The organism is Mycobacterium sp. MAC_080597_8934 (assembly GCF_000523975.1).
Taxonomy (GTDB): Bacteria; Actinomycetota; Actinomycetes; order Mycobacteriales; family Mycobacteriaceae; genus Mycobacterium; species Mycobacterium avium.
This window is the reverse complement of the sequence record NZ_JAOS01000056.1, coordinates 128,225-147,576: the sequence shown is the minus strand read 5'-3', so window position 1 is coordinate 147,576 and position 19,352 is coordinate 128,225. Positions and strand designations below refer to the sequence as shown.

17 protein-coding genes, 2 pseudogenes and 1 riboswitch are annotated in these 19,352 nt (G+C 69.5%); of the genes and pseudogenes, 6 read left to right on the top strand and 13 right to left on the bottom strand.

Features of this window, described 5'->3' with window-relative positions:
* Window positions 1–36: 36 nt before the first annotated feature.
* Genes NF20_RS24855 through NF20_RS24840 form a run of 4 tightly spaced genes read right to left on the bottom strand, consistent with a single transcriptional unit; the run spans window position 37 to window position 3,833 of the window.
* Window positions 37–1,509 (bottom strand): M28 family peptidase, encoded by a 1,473-nt coding sequence (locus NF20_RS24855; protein ID WP_011726217.1) that lies wholly within the window; start codon window positions 1,507–1,509, stop codon window positions 37–39.
* Window positions 1,506–3,002 (bottom strand): M28 family metallopeptidase, encoded by a 1,497-nt coding sequence (locus NF20_RS24850; RefSeq protein WP_011726218.1) that lies wholly within the window; start codon window positions 3,000–3,002, stop codon window positions 1,506–1,508. The genes NF20_RS24855 and NF20_RS24850 overlap by 4 nt, the downstream gene beginning before the upstream one ends.
* 53 nt (window positions 3,003–3,055) lie before the next feature.
* Complete coding sequence (locus NF20_RS24845; protein WP_003873805.1) at window positions 3,056–3,481, bottom strand: DUF2752 domain-containing protein; 426 nt, start codon at window positions 3,479–3,481, stop codon at window positions 3,056–3,058.
* Between the two features lie 19 nt (window positions 3,482–3,500).
* A complete protein-coding gene (locus NF20_RS24840) occupies window positions 3,501–3,833 on the bottom strand; it encodes a CD225/dispanin family protein (RefSeq protein WP_011726219.1) in 333 nt (110 codons plus the stop codon).
* A 334-nt stretch (window positions 3,834–4,167) separates the two neighbouring features.
* Between NF20_RS24840 and NF20_RS26975 the strand changes: the two are divergent.
* A pseudogene (locus NF20_RS26975) lies at window positions 4,168–4,697 on the top strand (serine/threonine protein kinase).
* Window positions 4,698–4,750: 53 nt separating this feature from the next.
* Window positions 4,751–5,272, top strand: coding sequence for a hypothetical protein (locus NF20_RS24835; RefSeq protein WP_009979398.1), 522 nt, complete (start codon window positions 4,751–4,753; stop codon window positions 5,270–5,272).
* A 3-nt stretch (window positions 5,273–5,275) separates the two neighbouring features.
* On the opposite strand, the gene NF20_RS24830 is transcribed toward NF20_RS24835, so the two are convergent.
* The 4 genes from NF20_RS24830 to thiO form a co-directional block, all read right to left on the bottom strand.
* Window positions 5,276–6,043, bottom strand: a complete 768-nt coding sequence (locus NF20_RS24830) for an SGNH/GDSL hydrolase family protein (RefSeq protein WP_011726220.1) — start codon at window positions 6,041–6,043, stop codon at window positions 5,276–5,278.
* Window positions 6,040–6,798 carry a thiazole synthase gene (locus NF20_RS24825; RefSeq protein WP_009979401.1) on the bottom strand — a complete coding sequence of 253 codons (759 nt, stop codon included), beginning with the start codon at window positions 6,796–6,798 and terminating at the stop codon, window positions 6,040–6,042. Before NF20_RS24825 ends, NF20_RS24830 begins: the two co-directional genes overlap by 4 nt.
* A complete protein-coding gene (thiS, locus tag NF20_RS24820; RefSeq protein WP_003873811.1) occupies window positions 6,791–6,988 on the bottom strand; it encodes a sulfur carrier protein ThiS in 198 nt (65 codons plus the stop codon). Before thiS ends, NF20_RS24825 begins: the two co-directional genes overlap by 8 nt.
* A gap of 49 nt (window positions 6,989–7,037) precedes the next feature.
* Window positions 7,038–8,054 carry a glycine oxidase ThiO gene (gene thiO / locus NF20_RS24815; RefSeq protein ID WP_009979402.1) on the bottom strand — a complete coding sequence of 339 codons (1,017 nt, stop codon included), beginning with the start codon at window positions 8,052–8,054 and terminating at the stop codon, window positions 7,038–7,040.
* Window positions 8,046–8,155: riboswitch (TPP riboswitch) on the bottom strand. (Overlaps the previous gene by 9 nt.)
* Before the next feature lie 39 nt (window positions 8,156–8,194).
* On the opposite strand from thiO, the pseudogene thiE reads away from it, so the two are divergent.
* Window positions 8,195–8,858 (top strand): annotated as a pseudogene (thiE, locus tag NF20_RS26970) (thiamine phosphate synthase); the annotation flags it as partial.
* Here the strand turns inward: thiE and NF20_RS24805 are convergent.
* The gene (locus NF20_RS24805; RefSeq protein WP_011726222.1) at window positions 8,834–9,475 is read right to left on the bottom strand and encodes an NUDIX hydrolase; all 642 of its coding nucleotides are present in this window, start codon (window positions 9,473–9,475) and stop codon (window positions 8,834–8,836) included. The pseudogene thiE and the gene NF20_RS24805 overlap by 25 nt on opposite strands.
* A 150-nt stretch (window positions 9,476–9,625) precedes the next feature.
* Here NF20_RS24805 and glnX point away from each other — a divergent pair, with 150 nt between their 5' ends.
* The 3 genes from glnX to NF20_RS24790 are packed head-to-tail and all read left to right on the top strand — an operon-like array spanning window position 9,626 to window position 14,213.
* Window positions 9,626–10,945 carry a protein kinase G-activating protein GlnX gene (gene glnX / locus NF20_RS24800; protein ID WP_003879271.1) on the top strand — a complete coding sequence of 440 codons (1,320 nt, stop codon included), beginning with the start codon at window positions 9,626–9,628 and terminating at the stop codon, window positions 10,943–10,945.
* A complete protein-coding gene (locus NF20_RS24795; RefSeq protein WP_003873816.1) occupies window positions 10,942–11,922 on the top strand; it encodes a glutamate ABC transporter substrate-binding protein in 981 nt (326 codons plus the stop codon). The genes glnX and NF20_RS24795 overlap by 4 nt, the downstream gene beginning before the upstream one ends.
* Window positions 11,922–14,213 (top strand): serine/threonine-protein kinase PknG, encoded by a 2,292-nt coding sequence (locus tag NF20_RS24790; protein WP_023862161.1) that lies wholly within the window; start codon window positions 11,922–11,924, stop codon window positions 14,211–14,213. The genes NF20_RS24795 and NF20_RS24790 overlap by 1 nt, the downstream gene beginning before the upstream one ends.
* Window positions 14,214–14,393: 180 nt before the next feature.
* Here NF20_RS24790 and NF20_RS24785 read toward each other — a convergent pair whose 3' ends face one another.
* Genes NF20_RS24785 through NF20_RS24770 form a run of 4 tightly spaced genes read right to left on the bottom strand, consistent with a single transcriptional unit; the run spans window position 14,394 to window position 19,230 of the window.
* Complete coding sequence (locus NF20_RS24785; protein WP_033710576.1) at window positions 14,394–15,257, bottom strand: endonuclease domain-containing protein; 864 nt, start codon at window positions 15,255–15,257, stop codon at window positions 14,394–14,396.
* 60 nt (window positions 15,258–15,317) lie between these two features.
* Window positions 15,318–15,959: a TetR/AcrR family transcriptional regulator gene (locus NF20_RS24780; RefSeq protein ID WP_003879269.1), complete on the bottom strand. Its 642-nt coding sequence runs from the start codon at window positions 15,957–15,959 to the stop codon at window positions 15,318–15,320.
* The gene (locus NF20_RS24775) at window positions 15,956–18,823 is read right to left on the bottom strand and encodes an RND family transporter (RefSeq protein ID WP_023862160.1); all 2,868 of its coding nucleotides are present in this window, start codon (window positions 18,821–18,823) and stop codon (window positions 15,956–15,958) included. The genes NF20_RS24780 and NF20_RS24775 overlap by 4 nt, the downstream gene beginning before the upstream one ends.
* Window positions 18,820–19,230 (bottom strand): MmpS family transport accessory protein, encoded by a 411-nt coding sequence (locus NF20_RS24770; protein ID WP_003873821.1) that lies wholly within the window; start codon window positions 19,228–19,230, stop codon window positions 18,820–18,822. The genes NF20_RS24775 and NF20_RS24770 overlap by 4 nt, the downstream gene beginning before the upstream one ends.
* Window positions 19,231–19,352 lie beyond the last annotated feature (122 nt).

The window sequence follows — 19,352 nt, the reverse complement described above, 5'->3', positions numbered from 1 at the left end:
CCCTTCGGCGTGCCGGCGTAAATCGTTGTGCCGCGGTCAGGGCACTCGGGTGCGATGCCGCTTGTCGTGCGGCGGCACCCCGTTGACCCCGCCGATCGATTGGGCGTAGCTGCCGACCGCGAACCCGACGCCGGAACCCATCACCGCCAGGGCGTCCCGGTTGATGTTGTCGGCGGTGTCGCGGGGACCTTGGAAGTCCGGATCGAACGGCACGCCGGCCTGGCCGCCCCACAACCGGGACTGCACAGTGGTTTTCGGTTGCGAGGCTCCGGTGGTCATGCCGCCGATCGGCACACCGGCCACCATGAAGGGGTGGTAGTCGGCCCGGGTGTTCAGGGGCATGTCCGCCGCACGCTTGCCGGCCAGGTTCAGATAGCCCGCCAGGGTGCGCTCGATGCCGGCCGACCCTTCGGGGACGTCGGCGGCCGAAATACCGGGGGCCGGCGGCCCGGACTGATCGCCGTCGTCGGTGAAGAACCCGGCGTTGGGCGAGCCGAGCATGGTGAAGTTCAGATACAGCGCGATGTCGTTGAGTTGGTCGCGGTCCAGGCCGAACAGGTAATCCATCACGCCGCCCAGTCCGTCTTCCCCGGCGCCCCAGAACACGAACCGCACCGCGTTGCTCACCGGCGCCAGCGGACCCAGCTGCAGCGCGGTTTCCAGCACCGCGGCCACGCCGGAGCCGTTGTCGTTGATGCCCGGTCCGGCGCGCGAGCCGTCCAGGTGCGCACCGACCATGATGACCTCGTGGGCTGACCCGGTCTTGGTCTGCGCCACCACGTTTCGCGATGTGACCTTGACGTTGACTGCATCCAGGATTAACCGCACCGGCCCGCCGGCACCGGCCAGCGCGGCGGCGCCGGACGGGTTGACGACGGCCACCGGCACACTCAGCTGTTTGTAGTAGCCGGGGGTGAACAAGGTGGGCGGGGCGCCGTGCCCGTCGGGTGCGCTCACCACGATCAGCGCGCTCGCGCCCCGGGCCACCGCGCTGTTCTGTTTGTCGACCACCGAGCAGCGGGTGTCGTCGACGACGGCGATCGCACCCTTGGGCAGGGCGCCGGGGTAGTCGCTGGCCGCGCAACCCGACGGCTGGGCCGGGCGGACGGCGGGTCCGGTCAGCCCGCCGGGCGGGGTCTGGACCAACATCGAGGCCTGGTCGACGGGGTAGCCGCGGCCCGCGACGGTCAGCGTCGGCTTGCCGGGGGACACCGGGTAGAGCCGGTCGAACTGCGGCGTCTGTACGTCGAAACCCTTGTCGCGCAGCGCTTTAGCCACGTAGTCGACGCTGGCCTGAAAGCCCGGGGTGCCGTCCGCGCGGTTGCCGCCGTTGGCGTTGGCGATGTTCTGCAAGGCGCGCAGGTGGGCCATCATGGCGTCGGCGGTCACCTTCTTGGCCAGGCCGTGGCCCAAATCGGGTGCCGCGGTCGGCAGTCCGGGCCCCGCCGACGAGCAACCGGCCAGCAGCACGGCGATCCACAGCAGCGTCGCGCCCAGCCGGACGGTCATGACTTGGCGAGCACGTGCCGGGTGCGGTCGGCCATGGCGGGGACGCCGTTGTGGCCGCCGAGGTCTTGGGCGTAGAGACCGATCGCGTAGGCCACCCCGCCCCCGTTGATCCCCAGCGCGGTGCGGTCGATGTGGTCGAGGGTGTCGGTCTTCTGGTGGTAGTTGGGGTCGAACGGCTGGTCGGCGGTTCCGCCCCATAGCTTGGCCTGATCGGCGGACATCTTCCCCTCGGCGCCGGAGAACAGCCCGCCGGCCGGAATCCCCGCCAGGGTGAACCCGTCGTAATCCGACCGGCCGTCGAACGAGGTGTCCTGTGCGGTCTTGCCGGCCGACTTCAGGTAGGCCACCAGCGTGCGCTCGATGCCCGCCGACCCTTCGGGCACCACCGGTTGACCACGGGCGTCCATCGGCAGCGACTGGTCGCCGTCATAGGTGAAGTAGCCGGGGTTCGGCGAGGCGAGCATGTCGAAGTTCAGGTACAGCGCAATGTTTTTCAGCGCGGTCAAGTCCAGCGACTCGACGTAGTTGCGCGACCCGATCAGCCCGAGCTCCTCGGCGCCCCAGAACCCGAACCGCACCGCGTTGTGCACCGGAGGCGAACTGCCCAGTCGCACAGCGGTTTCCAGCACCGCGGCCACGCCCGACCCGTTGTCGTTGATGCCCGGGCCCTCGGGCACGCTGTCCAGGTGCGCCCCGGCCATCACCACGTCGTGCTCCGATCCGGTCTTGGTCTGCGCGATCACGTTGCGCGCCTTGAAGCTTTGCGCGCTGGCCGTGAGCTTGATGGTGGTGGGCCCGGGCTGCCCGCGCAGCTGCACCCCGACGGACTTGGTCACGCTCAGCACCGGGATCTTCACCTCGGTCGACGGCCCGAGCGTGCCGCCCATCTGTTGTTCGTCGACGTTGTCGGCGATGATCATCGCCACCGCGCCGCGCTGCGCGGCGACATCTTCCTTCTGCGCGAACGGGCACGTGCCGCGGTCGAGCAGGATCACCGCGCCCTGCACCGGCAGGCTGCCGTAGTCGGTGACCGCGCACCCGGGGTTGTTGGGCGGGGCGGCGACCAGCGGGCCGCTCACCCCGTCGGGCCCGGTGCCCAGGCTGAAGTCCAGTGCGTGGGCCTCCACCGGCCTGCCGCCGACGGTGAGATCGGGCTTTTCGGCGTGGAACACCCGGGCCGAGAACTCCGGGGTCTGCACGTCGAACCCGCTGTCGCGCAAGGTTTTCACCACGTAGTCGACGCTCGCCTCGTAGCCGGGTGTGCCGACCGCCCGGGTGCCGTTGTTGGCGTTGGCGATGTCTTGCAGCTTGGTCAGGTGGGTCATCATCGCGTCGGTGGTGACCTTGTTGCGCAACCCGGACGCGAACTCCGCCGCGGCGGGGTCTCCGGTGGTTTGGCCCGCGCCGGAGGAGCGGTGCCCGCAGCCGGTGGCCAACGCGGTCAGGGCGACCACCGCGAGCAGCGCCGGAAATGTCGTGAATTTGTTCACCATCGCGCCCCAGGTTAGACCGCGGCCCGGGTGGGCGGATTCAGGACACGGCGTCCTCAGACATGCAGCGCGGTGAACGGCGCCACCGGGATGTTGCGCACCACGAACCAGGCCAGCACCAACGACAGCGTCACCGCCGCGGCCCAGCGATGGTGTTGCCAACTGCGGATCCGTCGTCCCACCAGGTGCCCGTAGGTCCAGGCGAAGTACGCCCACATCAACAGCACGACGGCGGCCAGGCCTAAGGCGTTGAACCTGGCCGCCCCCAACAGATTGCCGTGCATGAGCGCGTACACCATGCGCAGGCTGCCGCAGCCGGGACAGTCAACGCCCAGCAGCGCTTTGGTGGGGCACACCGGCAGCGGCCCGCCCGGGGTGGTCGGGTCACCCGCCCAGACGGCGGCGCACAGCACCGTCGCGGATGCGGCCACCACCACCGGCGCAGTCAGATTCTGCTGCACCGCCCCCCGGCGGATCACCATGATCGAGGCCCCCGCGGCGTCAGAACATCGCGGCGAGCGCCGCGTTGGTGTTCGTGTTCAGCGCGCCGACCGCCATCAAGATGCCGTAGATGATGCCCACCACGACCCCGATGACCGCCGACCAGATCACCCATTTCTTGGCGCTGTCGGCGGACGCCTGCGCCTCGGCGTAGCGGCCCTGCGCCCATAATCCGTTGACCTGGCTGGATTTGACGATCGCGACGATGCCGAACGGAAGACAGCAGAACAGGGTGACCAGGATCGACCACACCAGATAGTTGTTCGGCGCTTGGGCGGCCGGTTGCTGCGGCGGATACCCGGGCGGCGGCGGGGGAGGCGGCGGCTGTGTCATGGATTCTCCAGTCGAGGGGAGTTAGCTGGCGTAAAGCGGTGCTAGCCATACCCGCTCGCGCTCGGGTCGGCACTAGCAATGACAAAATTTGATTCGGCCGAGTCGGGCCGTGCCGACCCGGCCACATCGGTGCATCCGCGCCACGCCGACACCGATCGTCCCTCAACAGAATTCGAAATATGGCGCGGAAAAATTCACTCTGCCGCCACTGGCTGGTCCTCCACGGGATGCGCGGAAATCGATGCCCAGACAGACAATTGCCGACGGAACGTATTGCATTACCGCGACATAGCCCTACTATCCGTGTTAACAGGTGCGGTTATAGGAGCCATTGATGTCCGAAGTCAGCAATGCGCTGAGGGCGGCGACGGCAGCGGTATTCACTGGCGGATTCGTCTTTGCGGGCAGCGCCGCGGCGGCCGCCGACCCGGCCGGCACACCTAACCCGTCGGACATCAACACCCTGGCCGCGTCGCTGTCGAAGGGCTACGGGCTGAATAACTGCACCGCCGGAAACATCGACCGCGGCAGGCAACTGGCGGTACTGACCTGCGGGCAAAGCCCCGACCCGAAGGGACCGGCGCAGGCCAAGTACGTGTTGTTCACCAACCCCGAGAACCTGGCCACCGCGTTCCGGGCCACCATCAAAGAGGATGTCCTGACCCGTGCGGCGACGCCCACGAGTCGCCGTCGAGCTGGCACAAGGATGGTTCGTCCGCCAGCGCCGGGCAGGCCGCGTGCGGCACCTTCCGCAACGCCGCCGAGATCATCTGGACCATCGACGCCAAGAACATCCTGAGCTACCTGCGCGCGTCCAACACCGATGTCGCGGCGCTCTACCAATGGTGGCGCGCCAACGGGTGAGCGCCCAGATGCGTTCGCCCGCTTTGTTTCCATCAACCGCAGGGAGTCAGAAAATGTCATATCGGAACACCGCGCTGCGTCTCGTGTCGGCCGCAGCCTTCACCGGCAGTTTGGCTCTCGCGGGTAGCGCCCCCGCACTCGCCGAACCCAACACCGGCAGCGCCTCGGACATGAACACGCTGGCGGCGTCGCTATCGAAAGGCTATGGCCTGAACAACTGCAAGCCGCAGGAGCTGACCGAGTCCGGCGAACTGGCCGAGCTGCTGTGCGGGCAGAGCCCCGACCCCAGCGGACCGGGGTCGGGCGTCTACGCCCTGTTCTCCAACGGCACCAACCTGGCGTCCGCGTTCAGCTCCACCATCAAGGACGTGTCGCTGGCCAACTGCGGAGACGCCGGGCAGTCGCCGGGCACCTGGAAGCAGAACGGCCAGACGGGTGGTCAGATCGCTTGCGGCACTTACAAGAACTACGCGACGCTGACCTGGACCACCGACGCCAAGAACGTGCTGGGCCACCTGACCGCGGCCAACTCCGACGTCAACGCCCTCTACCAGTGGTGGCGCACCAACGGCTGACGCTTACAGTCGCGCCGCAATCAATTCCGCCACCGCACGCATCCCGGCGGCATTGGGGTGCAACGGCGCGGGCCGGCCCGGTAGCGGGAGACCGTACCGCGCCGGCAGCGTCGTCCACGGGTCGGCGGACCAGGCGTGGTGTTCGCGGCTGGCCGCGGCCGCCCGGATGAGATCGCAGCCGGTCGCCGCGGCGGCATCGGCGGTCATCCGTTCCAGCGTGGTGGCCACGTGCCGGCCCAGGTCGGCGTCGGCGGCTGACAGCGGCGCGGCCGGCACGCCCGCCGGCGGCAGCATCGTCAGGTAGTCGACAAAGAAAATCCGTGCCTCCGCGCAGCGTTGACGCACCGCGGTGCCCACGGCGCACAGCGATTCGAACACCGCCTCGAGCGCGCCGTTTCGCGCCTCGGCGTCCAGCAGTTCGGCGATGCGGTCACCCAGCAGCGGCAGCCGCCGCAGCGGGCGCGGCAGCGCGGCGACCGTCAACAGCGGGATGTAGCCGACGTCGTTGCCGCCGATGGTGACGGTGACCAGGCTCTCCGAGCCGTCCAGCGCGGCGATCTGCGGCGCCGCACCGTGTTGGCGCTCGGTGAGCACGTGGGCGGTGGTCGCCCCGGAGAAGGTGACGTCGACCAGGTCGTAGCCGCAACGCGCGGCGACCAGGTGCGCGTAGTTGCGCGCGGATCGACCCGACCAGCGCGGAGCCCCGGCGGCGCGGGGCCGGATCCCGGGGCCGGCGGCCATCGAGCTGCCCAGCGCCACATAGCGTTTCATCGAGGCGGGCTCGACGCTTGGGCCCAGAACCGCTTGGGGATCCGCCCGGCCCGGCGGGCCAGATAGCCGGCGGTGACGGCGGCCGACATCGCGGCGGCCATGGCGGCCGGATCGCCGGCCCGGGTCACCGCGGTGGCCAACAGCACGGCGTCGCAACCCAATTCCATCGCCAGCGCGGCATCGCTGGCGGTGCCGATGCCGGCGTCGAGCACCACTGGGACGCCCGCGCCGGCGACGATCATCTCGATGTTGTGCGGATTGGTGATGCCCAGACCCGTGCCGATCGGCGAGCCCAGCGGCATGACCGCCGCGCAGCCGGCGTCCTCGAGTCGGCGCGCCAACACCGGGTCGTCGTTGGTGTAGGGCAGCACGACGAACCCGTCGTCCACCAATTGTTCTGCGGCCCTGACTAATTCGACCGCATCGGGCAGCAGGGTGCGCTCGTCGGCGATCACCTCGAGCTTGATCCAGTTGGTGTTCAGCGCCTCGCGGGCCAACTGCGCGGTGAGCACCGCCTCGGCCGCGCCCCGGCATCCCGCAGTGTTGGGCAACGGCGTGATGCCCAGCCGGTTGAGCAGGTCGAGCAGGCCGGTGCCGCCCTCGGCGTCCACCCGGCGGATGGCGACGGTGGTCAGTTCGGTGCCCGAGGCGATCAGCGCCTCTTCCAGCACCGCCAGGTTTCCCGCTCCCCCGGTGCCCATGATGAGCCGCGAGCTGAAGCTGCGGTCGGCGATGGTCAGTTTCGAATCAACCACCCTGCACCGCCGTCACCACCTCGAGCCGCGCGCCCTCGGAAAGCTCTGTCGTCCAACGGGATCGGGGCAACACGGCGTCGTCCACGGCCACCGCGACGCCGCGGCCGCCGAAGCCCAGCTCATCGAGCAGCGCCGCGACCGTGGTGTGCGCGTCGACGTCGACCTTTTGCTCGTTGACTACGACGATCATTGGCGCCGCTCCTCCTCATCGCTTCGCTGAAGCATCGTCGCCGGCGGGATCATCGGTGTGCTCCCACCGGGGCCAGTTCGGACACGATCTGTTCTGCCGTCCAGGGCGCCAACAGGAATCCCGACCGGCCGTGACCGGCGGCAACCAGGGTCCGCGCGTCCAGGCGGCCCACCAGCGGCAGATTGTCGGGCGTCATCGGGCGCAGCCCGGCGCCGCACTCGGCCAGCTCGTATTCGCCCAGCGCCGGCAGCACCGCGCAGGCGTCGTCGAGCAGGTCCCGCACGCCGGAGACCACCGGGGCGGTGTCTCGCCCGTGTTCGTACTGGGTGGCGCCGACCACCACCCCGTCCGCGCGTGGCACCAGGTACACCTGCCGGCCGTGCACGCGGGCCCGAATGACCCGCTGCGGCACCGGCATACAACCCTTTCGCCACCGCAGCCGCAGCACTTCGCCCTTCACCGGGCGCACCGGCAGGCCCGGCCACAACGCCGGCGCGTCGATGCCGTTGGCGATCACCACCGCGTCGGCGTCGGCCTCCGCCAGGTCGTGCAGCGGCGGCGCCCAGCGCACCCCGAGCCGCTCGCAGGCCGCGTCCAGCGCCTCGAGCACCGCGCGGTTGTCCACGGCCAGTTCGGTGGGCGCAGTGAAGCCGTGCCGGATGCCCTGCGCCAGCAGGGGCTCGACGTCGCGGGCCGCCGACTCCCAGACCACCGGATGTCCTTGTGCGGACAGCCAATCCGCGACGGTGCGCAGGTCGGCGACGTCGGCGCGGTCGACCGCCACCACCAGCGACTCGCGCGCGGTGACCAGCCGCCCCGGCAGCCCGTCGAGGAAACCGCCCTCCCGCCACAACCGCAGCGATTCCAGGCCCAGCCGCAACAGTCGCTCCTCGCCGGGCCAGCCTTCGCTGTGCGGGGCCAGCATGCCGCCGGCCACCCAGGAGGCGCCCCGCTCGCCGCTGCGGTGTACCCGCACCGACCACCCGGCCTGCGCGGCGCGGCGCGCCACCGCCAGCCCGATGACCCCGCCACCGACGACGGCCAGCGACCCGCAGTCCGAGGGCATTCGCGGCCTCCCTTCGCCGGCATGATCCGGATCAGGTGTGACGGTAAGGGCGGGCGCGCCCACTCTCAGACCCCGGTCCCGGGACTCCCGTGTCTAAAACGAGTTGTTCGGGTTCCACGCTAGCGCGCTAGCGTCGCGGTGTGCATCAACGTCTGGCAACTCTGGCCGCCGCGCGGCTCTACCTGTGCACCGACGCCCGCCGGGAGCGCGGCGATCTGGCCGAGTTCGCCGACGCCGCCCTGGCCGGCGGCGTGGACGTCATCCAACTGCGCGACAAGGGGTCGCCCGGGGAGCAGCGGTTCGGCCCGCTGGAGGCGCGCGACGAGCTGGCCGCCTGCGAGATCCTGGCCGACGCGGCCCGCCGGCACGGCGCCCTGTTCGCCGTCAACGACCGCGCCGACATCGCCCGCGCGGCCGGCGCCGACGTGCTGCACCTCGGGCAGGGTGACCTGCCGCTGGACGTGGCGCGCGCATTCGTCGGGCCCGACGTGCTGCTCGGGCTGTCCAGCCACGACCGCGACCAGATGACCGCGGCGGCGGCGGGACCGGCCGACTACTTCTGCGTCGGGCCCTGCTGGCCCACGCCCACCAAACCGGGCCGCGCGGCGCCGGGCTTGGCGCTGGTGCGGGCGGCCGCCGAGCTGCGCACCGGCAAGCCGTGGTTCGCGATCGGCGGGATCGACGCGCAGCGGCTGCCCGAGGTGCTCGACGCCGGGCCGCCGGGTCGTGGTGGTGCGGGCGATCACCGCGGCGGACGACCCGCCGCGGCGGCCGGCGGCTCAGCTCGGCGCTGGCAGCAGCGCGCTGATCCGGCGGCACAGCTGCGCGGACGCCTCGTCGGTGTCGGCCGGGTCGCCGGGCATGCACCAGACGAAGACGCCGTCCTCCGGCTCGATGGTGCGGGGCAGGTACTGCCGGCGTTCGTCGCCGTGGCTCAGCGGCAGCCGGGCGGGCTCGGTGCGCAGCCGGTGCCAGCTGGCCGCGAAGCCGGGGTGCAGCGGCAGGTCGGCCACCTCGTCCTCGGCGACCCAGCGCATCTCGGCGCTTTCCCGGTTGGGCACGGTGTGCAGCAGTTCGTCGGCGTCCGCGATCACGGTGGTGTAGCTCCACCGGGTGCCGCCCACCCCGGCGACCTCGGCCGTCACCACGCTGGCGCGCACGGCGAGCCGGTCGACCAGCAGGCCGGCCTCCTCGTTCGCTTCGCGGACCGCGGTCTCCTCGGGTGTCTCGTGGCTGTCCCGGGCGCCGCCGGGCAGTCCCCAGGTGCCGCCCTGATGGCTCCACACCGCGCGGTGCTGCAGCAGCACGGCGGGCGTACCGTCGGGTTGCGGGGCGCGCAGCAGCAAACCGGCGGCGCCGTACCGACCCCAGTAGTGGGCGCCGCGCTCGGAGATCACCCACCCGTCACCGTCGCCGTGCACGAGTTCAGGATAGGCAGACTTAGTTCTTTGTTCCCTGGCACGTCGTCAATTGCTTCGCCTCCACCCATCCACCCGAACATGCTCTTAGACTTCGCTTATACAGGTCCGTGCAGCGAAATCCAGTGGCCGAGAGATGAGGGCTGATCAGACGTGACGGTTGAGCTGGCGCACCCGTCGACCGAGCCGCAGGGCTCGCGGTCACCGGCCGAACCAGCCCATCCCCGCTGGTGGTTCATCTCGACGACGCCCGGCCGCATCCTGACCATCGGCATCGTGCTGGCGGCGCTGGGCGGCCTGAGCGCGTTCGCCACCTCGACCACCATCAACCACCGCCAGCAGGTGCTCACCACGGTGCTCAACCACACCGAGCCGTTGTCGTTCGCGGCCGGGCGGCTGTACACCACGCTGTCGGTGGCCGACGCCGCCGCGGCCACCGCCTTCATCGCCGAGGCCGAGCCGCCGCCGGTGCGGCAGCGCTACGAGCAGGCCATCACCGACGCCGCGGTGGCGGTGACCCGGGCCTCCAGCGGGCTCACCGACGAGCCGATGGTGCAGCTGCTGGGCCGGATCAACGCCGAGCTGGCCGTCTACACCGGGCTGATCGAGACCGCCCGCACCAACAACCGGCAGGGCAACCCCGTCGGCTCGTCGTACCTGTCGGAGGCGTCGGGGCTGATGCAGTCGACGATCCTGCCCGACGCGGCCCGGCTGTACCAGGCCACCTCCAAGCGGGTGGACGAGGAGACCACGGCGTCCACCCAGATCCCGGCGCCGGTCATCATGGTGGTCGGCGCCACCGTGGTCTTCGGGGCGTTCGCCCATCGCTGGCTGGCCCGGCGCACGCGGCGGCGGATCAATCCGGGGCTGGTGGTGGGCGCGCTCGCTATTCTCGTCATGGTGGTGTGGGTCGGGACAGCGTTGACCATTTCTACGACGGCCAGCCGTAGCGCCAAGGACACTGCCGCCGAGTCGCTCAAGACCGTCACCAACGTCGCCATCACCGCGCAGCAGGCCCGCGCCGACGAGACGCTGTCGCTGATCCGCCGCGGCGACGAAGAGAAGCGCAAGCAGTCGTTCTACCAGCGCCTGGACTCGATGCACCGCCAGCTCGACGAGTACATGTCGCGCAGCGATGCGGTGGACAAGCCCGACCTGGAGGGCGCCGACCAGCTGCTGCTGCGCTGGCGCCAAGCCAACGACCGGATCACCTCCTACATCTCGGTGGGCAACTATCGGGCCGCCACCCAGGTCGCGCTGGGCAGCAGCGAGGAGGACTCCACCCCCGCGTTCGACAAGCTGCAGGACGAGCTGATGAAGGCGATGGACCAGGGCCGCATCCACCTGCGCAACGACGTCATCAACGCGCGCAGCGGGCTGTCCGGCGCCCAGGTCGGCGGCGTGGTGCTGTCGCTGGGCGCCGCCATCGCGGTGGCGCTGGGCCTGTGGCCGAGGCTGAAAGAGTACCGATGACGGCCGGGCTGCCCCTGCTGCGACGGGCGTGCACCGCGCTGGCCGCGGTGCTGGTCGCGGCGGGGTGCGGCCACACCGAGTCGCTGCGGGTGGCCAGCGTGCCGACGTTGCCGCCGCCCACCCCGGTCGGCATGGAGCAGCTGCCGCCGCAGCCGCCGCTGCCGCCCGACGGCCCGGACCAGAACTGCGACCTGACGGCCAGCCTGCGACCCTTCCCCACCAAGGCGGAGGCCGACGCCGCGGTGGCCGACATCCGCGCCCGCGGCCGGCTGATCGTCGGCCTCGACATCGGCAGCAACCTGTTCAGCTTCCGCGACCCGATCACCGGCGAGATCACCGGCTTCGACGTCGACATCGCCGGCGAGATCGCCCGCGACATCTTCGGCGCGCCCTCGCACGTCGAGTACCGGATCCTGTCGTCGGACGAGCGGGTCACCGCGCTGCAGCGCGGCGAGGTCGACGTCGTGGTCAAGACCATGACCATCACCTGCGACCGGCGCAAGCAGGTGAACTTCTCCACCGTGTACCTCGATGCCAACCAGCGCATCCTGGCCCCGCGCGACTCGCCGATCACCAAGGTCTCCGACCTGTCCGGCAAACGCGTCTGCGTGGCCAAGGGCACCACGTCGCTGCACCGGATCCGGCAGATCGATCCCCCGCCGATCGTGGTGTCGGTGGTCAACTGGGCCGATTGCCTGGTGGCCATGCAGCAGCGCGAGATCGACGCGGTCAGCACCGACGACTCGATCCTGGCCGGGCTGGTCGAAGAGGACCCGTACCTGCACATCGTCGGGCCGAACATGGCCACCCAGCCCTACGGCATCGGGATCAACCTGAACAACACCGGACTGGTGCGGTTCGTCAACGGAACGCTGGAGCGGATCCGCCGGGACGGCACCTGGAACACGTTGTACCGCAAGTGGTTGACCGTGCTGGGCCCCGCGCCGGCCCCGCCCACGCCGAGGTATCTGGACTGATGGCCGAGCCGGACAACAAGAGCGAGCAGCCGGAACCGGGGACCGAGCAGGTGGGCCCGGGCACCCAGCCGGCCGAGGTGGGCGACGACGCCCAGGGCGGCGCGGCAACGGGGCGGCTGCAGGCCACCCAGGCGCTGTTCCGGCCCGACTTCGACGATGACGACGACGACTTCCCGCACATCTCGCTGGGCGCCCTGGACACCGACAGCGCCGACCGCATGACGGTGGCGACGCGGGCGCTGCCGCCGGTCCGTCAGCTCGGCGGTGGGCTGGTCGAGATTCCGCGCGGCCGCGACATCGACCCGCGCGAGGCGTTGATGACCAACCCGGTGGTGCCGGAGTCCAAGCGCTTCTGCTGGAACTGCGGCAAACCGGTGGGGCGGTCCACCAAGAAGAGCAAGGGCACCTCCGAGGGCTGGTGCCCGCACTGCGGCAGCGCGTATTCGTTTCTGCCGCAACTGAATCCGGGCGACATCGTCGCCAACCAGTACGAGGTCAAGGGCTGCATCGCGCACGGCGGGCTGGGCTGGGTCTACCTGGCGGTGGACCACAACGTCAACGACCGGCCGGTGGTGCTCAAGGGCCTGGTGCACTCCGGTGACGCCGAGGCGCAGGCCATCGCGATGGCCGAACGGCAGTTCCTCGCCGAGGTGGTGCACCCGCAGATCGTGCAGATCTTCAACTTCGTCGAGCATGTGGACCGGCACGGGAATCCGGTCGGCTACATCGTCATGGAGTACGTCGGCGGGCAGCCGCTGCGGCACGGCAAGGGCGAGAAGCTGCCCGTCTCCGAGGCCATCGCCTACGTGCTGGAGATCCTGCCGGCGCTGGGTTATTTGCATTCGATCGGCCTGGTCTACAACGACCTCAAGCCGGAGAACATCATGCTCACCGAGGAGCAGCTCAAGCTGATCGACCTGGGCGCGGTGTCGCGGATCAACTCGTTCGGATACCTTTACGGCACACCGGGTTTCCAGGCGCCGGAGATCGTGCGGACCGGCCCGACGGTGGCCACCGACATCTACACGGTGGGGCGCACGCTGGCCGCGCTGACGCTGAACCTGCCCACCCGCAACGGCCGCTACGTCGACGGCATCCCCGACAACGACCCGGTGCTGGGCGCCTACGACTCCTTCCGCCGGTTGCTTCGCCGCGCCACCGACCCCGACCCGCGGCGCCGGTTCTCCAGCACCGAGGAGATGTCGGCCCAGCTGATGGGGGTGCTGCGCGAGGTGGTCGCGCACGACACCGGGGTGCCGCGGCCCGGCCTGTCGACCATCTTCTCGCCCAGCCGCTCGACGTTCGGGGTGGACCTGCTGGTCGCGCACACCGACGTGTACCTGGACGGCCAGGTGCATTCGGAGAAGCTGACCGCCCGCGAGATCGTGACCGCGCTGCAGGTGCCGCTGGTCGATCCGGCCGACGTCGCCGCCCCGGTGCTGCAGGCGACGGTGTTGTCGCAGCCGGTGCAGACGCTGGACTCGCTGCGCGCGGCCCGGCACGGGACGCTGGACGCCGACGGGGTCGAGCTGTCCGAGTCGATCGAGCTGCCGCTGATGGAGGTGCGCGCGCTGCTGGACCTCGGCGACGTGGCCAAGGCCACCCGCAAGCTCGACGACCTGGCCGAGCGGGTCGGCTGGCAGTGGCGGCTGGTCTGGTACAAGGCGGTGGCCGAGCTGCTGACCGGCGACTACGATTCGGCCACAACGCATTTCACCGAGGTGCTGGACACCTTCCCGGGCGAGCTGGCGCCCAAGTTGGCGTTGGCCGCGACCGCCGAGCTGGCCGGCGATGTCGACGAGCATCGGTTCTACGAGACGGTGTGGAAGACCAACGACGGCGTGATCTCGGCGGCCTTCGGGTTGGCCAGAACCCTGTCCGCCGAGGGTGATCGAGCCGCGGCGGTGCGCACCCTCGACGAGGTGCCGGCCACCTCGCGGCACTTCACCACCGCGCGGCTGACCAGTGCGGTGACGCTGTTGTCCGGGCGGTCCAAGAGCGAGATCACCGAAGAGGAAATCCGGGACGCGGCCCGGCGGGTGGAGGCGCTGCCGCCGACCGAGCCGCGGGTGTTGCAGATCCGCGCCCTGGTGCTCGGCTGCGCGATGGACTGGCTGGAGGACAACAAGGCCAGCACCAACCACATCCTGGGCTTCCCGTTCACCGAGCACGGGCTGCGGCTGGGCGTCGAGGCGGCGCTGCGCAACCTGGCCCGCGTCGCCCCCACCCAGCGGCACCGCTACGCGCTGGTGGACATGGCCAACAAGGTGCGGCCCACCAGCACGTTCTGAGGATCCGGGCGCCTCGGCGTCCCGGCGCCTCGGCGCCCCGGCGCCTCGGCCCCGAGTGTGCACCCTGGGCGTCGAGTGTGTACACAGGGCGGCGACACGCCGACGATCCGCGCCCTGGTGCAACACCGAAAGCCGTAGCGCAACACCGAAAGCCGTAGCGCAACACCGAAAGCCGACACCTCACACTGAAAGCCGAGGCGCAACACCGGATTTCGCCAGTGCCGCGCGGACGCGGCGGACGATGTCCGCCGGCCGGTCCTCCGCGACCACCCGGACGACGACCCAGCCCAGCTGCTCGAGCATCTCCAGCCGGCGAATGTCCTTGACGTACTGGCGCCGGTCGGTGCGATGGTGGTCGCCGTCGTATTCGACGGCGACCATCCACTCGGGCCAGCCCATGTCCAGGTACGCGACGGGCATGCCGTCGGCGCCCGGCACCGGGACCTGGGTCTGCGGCCGGGGCAGACCCGCGTCGATGAGCAGCAGCCGCAGGTAGCTCTCCCGCGGTGACTGCGCACCGGGGTCGACGAGGCCCAGCGCCGCCTCCAGGCGCCGCAGCCCGGGCGAGCGCGGGTGCGCCCCGGCCACCCGCAACACGTCGTCGACCTTGAAACCCGTTGCGCGCGCCAGCGAATCGAGCCGCACCACGGCCGACCGGACGGCACCCCGTCGCCCGATGTCGAAGGCGGTTCGCTCCGGTGTGGTGACGGCGAGCCCGTCGCAGATCTGCGTTTCGCCGGGGCACAGGCCGTCGCGCCGGATCAGCACCCCGTCGGGGGCACGAGTGTTGTGGTGGATCAACTCGATCGGGACAGCATCGGGGATCCACGCGGCGCCGTGCACCGCCGCCGCGGCCGCGCCGGCGATGACCGCCGTCCGCCCCGACCACAGCCAGGCCGCGCGGATGCGAAGCGGCAGCGTCGGCTCGACCTGCGCGGGCAGATAGACATTCGGGAACACCGGACGGTAGGCCACCCGCAGCCGGTGACGGTTCAGCCGCCCGGACGCCAGTTCCTCGCTGCCGACGACCGGCGCCTCCCCCATACGAGAAACCCTGGCACGCCGGCCGCGACCGCGACTGCGGCTGTGCACAGGCCCCGATAGCTATTCGGGCGCCGCCCGCACGGCGGGCAGGATCAGGGTGTCGATGACCCGCCGCACGAACTTGCCGTCGACGCGCTGCCCGCTGATGGCGCGCAACAGGCCCATCGCGGTCAACACGTCGGCGACCAACGACCAGTCGCGGTTCGGGTCGATTTCCCCGCGGTCGGCGGCCTGCGCCAGAACGGCCGACAGCACCCGCCGGCCCTTGAACAGGATCAGGTCGTTCAGCGCGGTGGCGAGCTCGGGATCGTGCGCGGCCTCCAAGGCGACCCGCAGCACGAGGTCGTTGGAGATCAACGCGTTGTCGTTGCGCTTGGCGCGCTTGACGATCGCGTCGAGGTCGCCGGCCAGGCTGCCGGTGTCGGGCGCGTCGTCGTTGAGGAGCTCGGGCCGCCAGTAGATCAGGGCGTCGGTCATCAACGCGGCCTTCGACGACCACCGCCGGTAGATCGCTGCCTTGCCGACGCCGGCCCGCGCGGCTATGTCGTTCATGTTCGTCGCGTCATAGCCGTGTTCGGCCAGCGCCGCCAACGCGGCATCGAGGATCGCGGGGTCGCGCGAGCGATCGAGTCGCCCCTCGGTGCGCTGGCGAAGCTTGGATTCCGGCTCCATCTGCGATTGCGGCTGCCCCACGCAGTTCACCTTAGAGCCGGCTGCCGGATCGGCGCCGTGTGTGCCTCCTCGTCGTGGTGTGTGCGTCGGGTCATGCGGATGGTGTTGATCGGCCACCAGAACCAGTGCCCGAGCGCGGCGGCGATCGACGGCGTCATGAAGGACCGCACGATCAGGGTGTCGACGAGCAGGCCCAGCGCGATGGTGGTGCCGAGCTCGCCGATCACCCGCAGCTGGCTGACGATCATCGACGCCATGGTGAAGGCGAACACCAGCCCGGCGGCGGTGACGACCCGGCCCGAGGCGCCCATGCCGCGGATGATGCCGGTGTTGAGGCCGGCGGGGATCTCCTCCTTGAGTCGCGACACCAGCAGCAGGTTGTAGTCCGATCCGACCGCCAGCAGGATCACGATGGACAGCGGCAGCACGATCCATTGCACGCCGAGCCCGATGAGGTCCTGCCACATCAGCACCGACAGGCCGCAGGCGGTGCCCAGCGAGGCGGCGACGGTGCCGACGATGACCAACGCCGCGACCACACTGCGGGTGATGATCAACATGATCGTGAAAATCAGGATGAGACAGGAGATTCCGGCGACCAGGAGGTCGATGATGACGCCTTCTTGCATGTCGGAGTACATCGACGCGGTCCCGGCCAGGTACACCTTGGAGCTCTCCAGCGGGGTGCCCTTGATGGCGTCGGCGACCGCGTCCTTGACACCGGCGACGTGCTTGATTCCCTCGACCGAGGCCGGATCGCCCTGGTGGGTGATGATGAACCGCACCGCGGTGCCGTCGGGTGAGACGAACATCTTCAGCCCGCGTTTGAAGTCGGGGTTTTTGAAGACTTCCGGCGGCAGGTAGAACGAGTCGTCGTTCTTGGCCTCGTCGAAATATTGCCCCATCAACGTCGAGCCCTCGGCGGCCTCCTGCTGGTGGGCCTGGATGCCAGCCATCGTGGAATGGGTGGACAGCATGAAGTCGCGCATCGTCTTCATCGAGTCGATGGTTTTCGGGAAATCGGCCAGCAGTTGCGGCATCAACCGATCCATGTGATCGAGATCGATGGTGAGCCCGGATATCTGGTCGGAGAGCTCGTCGATGCCGTCGAGCGCGTCGAACAGCGAGCGCATCGACCAGCAGACCGGGATGTCGAAACAGTGTTTCTCCCAGTAGAAGTAGCTTCTGATGGGCCGGAAGAAGTCGTCGAAATCGGCGATGCGGTCCCGTAATTCGTTGGTGGTGTCCACCATCTCGTGGGTGCGGCCGACCATGCTGTGCGTGGTGGCGGTGAGTTCCTTCATGACGCCGTACATGTGCTCCATCACGGCGATCGTCTTGTCCAGCTCGTCGGCCTGCTCGAGCATGTTCGCCATGGTGTCGTTCATGAACTTGGCCGTCTGCAGCGTGCCCGAGTTCTGCATGGCGATCTGGAACGGGATCGAGCTGTGCTCGATCGGCGCCCCCAGCGGCCGGGTGATGGTCTGGACCCGCTCGATGCCGCGAAGATGAAAGACGCTCTTGGCGATTCGGTCGACGACGAGCATGTCGGCCGGGTCGCGCAGATCATGGTCGGCCTCCACCATCAGCAACTCCGGGTTCATCCGGGCCTGGGAGAAGTGCCGTTCGGCGGCCGTCATCGCGGCGTTGGCGGGCATGTCCTTCGGCGTGAATTTCTGGTCGTCGTAGTTCGGCACGTATGTCAGCAGGCTGATGAACCCGATCACCGCGATCGCCGCGGTCACCACGATGATCGGCTTGGGCCAGCGCACCACGGCGGTGCCCACCTTGCGCCAGCCCCGCACGTCGATCGCGCGTTTGGGATCGAACAGGCCGAACCGCGAGCCGACCGCCAGGATCGCCGGCGCCAGGGTCAGCGCCGCCAACACGATGACCACCATCGCTATCGCGCAGGGCAACCCCATGGTCTGGAAATACGGCAACCGGGCCGCCGTCAGGCACAGGCAGGCGCCCGCGATGGTCAGGCCCGAGCCCAGGATGACGTGCGAGACACCGTGATAGGCGGTGTAGAAGGCCTCCTCCCTGCCCTGGCCGAAGGAGCGCGCTTCGTGATAGCGGCCCAACAGGAAGATGACGTAGTCGGTTCCCGCGGCGATGCTGAGCATGGTGATCATGCTGACCGCGTAGGGCGTCAGGCCGATGATGTTGAGATTGCCGGCTGTCGCCGTAATACCCTGGGCCGCAAAGAGTTCTATGCCGATGATCACCAGGCTCAGCACGGTGGTAACGATCGACCGGTACACCACCAGCAGCATCACGAAGATGACCACGATCGAGACCAGCGCCATCGTCGCCATGCTCTTATGGCCGACGATGCTGGTGTCGGCGTTCAGCACGGTGTTGCCGGCCACGTACGCCTTGACGCCGGGCGGTGCGGGTGTGCTGTCGACGATCTTGCGCACCGCGGCGACCGACTCGTAGCTGGGCGTGGTTCCCTGGGCGCCGTTGAGGAAGACCTGCACGTAGGCGGACTTGCCGTCCGGGCTCTGCGAGCCGGCGGCGGTCAGCGGATCACTCCAGAAGTCCTGGATGTTCTGGACGTGCTGATGGTCGTCCCGCAGTTTGCGCACGATGCGGTCGTAGAACTCGTGCGCGCTGTCGCCGAGTTTGTCCTTCCCCTCCAGGACCACCATCGCCGTGGAGTCGGTGTGGAACTCGTTGAACTTGTCGCCGATGTGCATCATCGACTTGAACGCCGGCGCGTCCCGCGGGGTCATCGGCACCGAGTGCTGGGACGCGACGTCGTCGAGCGACGGCGACAGCACCCCCAGGGCGACCGCGACGAACACCCAGCCCAGGGTGATCGGCAGCGACAGCACGCGAATGAGCCTGGGAATGACCGGGAGTCGGGACTGCGCGTGCGGGTTACTCATACGGATTTCACCAAGCAGTAGATGAACGGTTGGTAGTCGTTGGTGTTGCGGTCGTCGCGGACCTGGTCGTCGACGATGACCCGGCACCGCAGCGCATGCACCTGCTCGCTGGCCTGGGCGACGATGTTCGCCGACATCGACGGCAATGTGGTCACGATGGTGAACGACCACGGCAACGGCGCCGATTCGACCAGGTGCGGCTGGCCGTTCTCGTCCAGATAGTTCGCGTTCACCGTGCCGGCCGGGGCGCCGGTGATCTCGTACGTGATGTGCTTGGGGTGGAACGGCTTGGTGTTGTCGCCGGCGCCCTCCCCGCTCGTCACACCGCCGTGGGTGCCGAACGTGTCGCGGATACGGACCACCGCGTAGGCGCCCAGCGAAATCACGACCACCAGCAGCAGTGGCATCCACGCCCTACGCAAGATGCGCAAAATCCGCTGCCTCCCTTCAGTTTTCGCGCAGCGAAACAAGCGCCGCCGCCGACTAGCGCGCAACGCCCGCGAAGCCCAACCCTAAACGGAACTCCGGT